The sequence below is a fragment of the Umezawaea sp. NPDC059074 genome (genome assembly GCF_042738955.1).
Lineage (GTDB): Bacteria > Actinomycetota > Actinomycetes > Mycobacteriales > Pseudonocardiaceae > Umezawaea.
Genome location: NZ_JBHYHC010000010.1, coordinates 122,809 through 125,749, shown reverse-complemented (window position 1 = coordinate 125,749; position 2,941 = coordinate 122,809). Strand labels below are relative to the sequence as shown.

Below are 2,941 nucleotides of genomic sequence, written 5' to 3'. Positions count from 1 at the left end.
TTGGCCCGATCAAGGGGCAAATCTAGGGGCCCCAAATCAAATCGGACACAGCGGGCTGGAAATCGAAGCCGCCGACCGGCCAGGCTGGAAGCCGAAGACGCCGGGAGACCCAACGGTCGAACGCGGTCAAAGCCACGTCGGATCGACATGCGCCTCAATGATCGCGGCGATCTCGTCCGGGTACTTGAGATCGGCTCCGTGATCACGCCCAGGCATGGTCACACGAGTGGCGTGCGGCATGACAGCGGCGATAGCGTCCAGACGTTCAGCCAGGTGAACCGGACTGCGATCCCCACCCAACAGGACCGTGGGCACGGCAACACGCGCGTAGACGTCCAACCGAACACCCAACTCGTCCAACGCCGCCAAGGAGTTGAGCTGCCCCGGCACCAACCGGCGGTACTTCGGGACCAAAGCCACAGCCGCCCCAGCCAGCCTCGCCTGCCACGGCGGCAAACCCACGGTCTGGCGGAAGAAGAGCGCCATAGCCCGACCAGGGTTCCCCGCCTTCAAAGCAGCCTGGGCCTGCGCCAGGATCTCGCCGCCCAACGGCGCACCGATGACCGCAGCAGGCTCGAAAACCACCGCCCCGGTAAACGACGAGGGCGAAGCGGCCAAAGCCTCCAGAGCCACGACCCCGCCATCGGAGTGGCCGTAGAGGAACGCCGGTTCATCCAGTGAGCGGACCACGGCCAGGACGTCGTCGACCTCCTGGGCGATCGTGCACGGCAAAGTAGCGAGGTCGAGGCGGTATTGCCTGCGGTGCAGGCGGATCACGCGGAATCTGCGGGCCAGCAAAGCTGCCAGTTTGTGGTCTCTGGTGCCGTCGTCCAGGCCCGGGTGGAGGAGCACGATCGGGTGGCCTGTGCCCTCGTCGTGCACCTGTACGTCGGTGCCGTCCGGTGCGGTGATCGTCATGGCAGCCTCCTGGAAACGCGAGGCTAGTGCCTTTATGTCGGTGCCTTGAGGCAGGATCGGGGAGGTGACCACTCATCCCGCTGCCGTGATCCCGAACCCGCTGTTCACCGACCCTGAGACTGAAGCCCGGTGGCGGGCTCGTTTCACCGCGCCTCGGATGTCCGCGCCTTCCTGGGCGGAGAACGCGCCGGATCGGAACCTGTACCTGTCCAACGCCGCCGGGGCGTGGGAGATCTACGCCTGGGATCGGGCCGCCGACACGCACCGCAAGGTGACGGACCGGCCCAACGGCACGTCGCACGGGCGGCTCAGTCCGGACGGGGAGGCGATCTGGTGGTTTGCCGACCAGGACGGCGACGAGTTCGGGTTGTGGGTGAGTGAGCCGTTCGTCGCTGATGGGCAGGAGGCAGGGGCCGCTGTCGAAGGGGTGCCTGCCGGGTACTCGGCGGGGCTGGAGATCGGTGAGGACGTCGTCGCTGTCGGGGTGTCCACGGATGACGGTGCGTCGGTGTGGGTGTCGCGCAAGGGTGGTGTCGCCGAGGTCGTCTACCAGCACGAGAACGACGGTGGGTTGGACGCGCTGTCCAAGGACGAGACGCTGTTGGTGATCTCGCACTCCGAGCACGGCGACAGCAGGCACCCGGCGTTGCGGGTGCTGTCGGTGGAGACCGGCGCCGTTGTCGCGGACAAGTGGGACGGTGAGGGCAAGGCGTTGGGCGCGATCGCGTTCAGCCCGGTGCTCGGGGACAACCGGGTGCTGGTGCAGCACGAGCGCCGTGGGCGGGAGGAGCTGCTGCTGTGGGACGTGGTGGCGGACACCGAGACCGAGGTCGTGGTGGACCTGCCCGGTGAGGTCGTCGCCGACTGGTACCCGGACGCGACCGCGTTGCTCCTCGTGCACACGTTCGAGGCGCGCAACACCCTGTACCGCTTGGACCTGGCCTCCGGGTCGCTGTCCCTTCTGGACACTCCGCACGGGACGGTCGGGGCGGCGAGCGTGCGTCCGGACGGGACGGTCGAGTACGCGTGGTCGTCCGCCGCGCAGCCGCCGGTGATCCGCGCGCTGTCGCCGGACGGCGTGGAGCGGGTGCTGCTGGAGTCGGACGGGCCGAAGGCGCCCGGTTCGGAGGACGTGGCCGACGTGTTCGTGGAGGGGCCCGGTGGCCGGGTGCACGCCCTCGTGGCGCGGCCCGCGGGTGCGCCGGACGGGCCGCTGCCGACGGTGTTCAGCCTGCACGGCGGGCCGCAGTCGGCCGACGAGGACCGGTTCTCCGGGTACCGCTCGGTGTGGTTGGACGCGGGGTTCGCGGTCGTGCACGTCAACTACCGCGGCTCGACCGGGTACGGGTCGGCGTGGCGGGACGCGATCGAGGGCAAGCCCGGCCTGACGGAGCTGGCGGACGTGGCCGCGGTGCACGACTGGGCCGTGGAGTCCGGGTTCGCGGACCCGGCGAAGTGCGTGGTCAACGGCGCCTCGTGGGGCGGGTACCTGAGCCTGCTGGCGCTGGGCACGCAGCCGGAGCGGTGGGCCGTCGGCACGTCGATGATCCCCGTGGCGGACTACCTGGCGGCGTACGAGGACGAGATGGAGCCGCTGCGGGCGTTCGACCGGGCGCTGTTCGGCGGCTCGCCGGAGGAGCTGCCGGACCTGTACCGCGAGTGCTCGCCGCTGACGTACGTGGACGCCGTGCGCGCGCCCGTGCTGGTGCTGGCGGGCGAGAACGACCCGAGGTGCCCGATCCGGCAGGTCGACAACTACCTGGACCGGTTGGCCGAGCGCGGCGCGGTGTACGAGATGTACCGCTACGACGCGGGCCACGGGTCGCTGGTGATCGAGGAGTCGATCAAGCAGACGGCGGCCGAGGTGTCCTTCGCGCTGCGCCACCTGCCGAGCTAGAGCCGACGGGAGCGGGGGCCGGGGGGGCACCCCCGCCGGCGCCCCCCGACCCCCCCGGGGGCGGGCGCCAACCCGGGGGGGATTAAACAAAACCACGCCCCCCAACGCGGGCAGAAAAAGGGTTGA

Annotated in this window: 2 protein-coding genes; one reads left to right on the top strand and one right to left on the bottom strand. The window is 70.0% G+C overall.

Annotation, left to right across the window (positions count from 1 at the left end; all coding sequences use genetic code 11):
* Window positions 1-126: 126 nt before the first annotated feature.
* Window positions 127-918, bottom strand: a complete 792-nt coding sequence (locus ACFWW9_RS07840; protein ID WP_390372969.1) for an alpha/beta fold hydrolase — start codon at window positions 916-918, stop codon at window positions 127-129.
* Between the two features lie 64 nt (window positions 919-982).
* Here ACFWW9_RS07840 and ACFWW9_RS07835 point away from each other — a divergent pair, with 64 nt between their 5' ends.
* Window positions 983-2,815: a prolyl oligopeptidase family serine peptidase gene (locus tag ACFWW9_RS07835; RefSeq protein ID WP_390372967.1), complete on the top strand. Its 1,833-nt coding sequence runs from the start codon at window positions 983-985 to the stop codon at window positions 2,813-2,815.
* The last annotated feature ends 126 nt before the right edge of the window (window positions 2,816-2,941 follow it).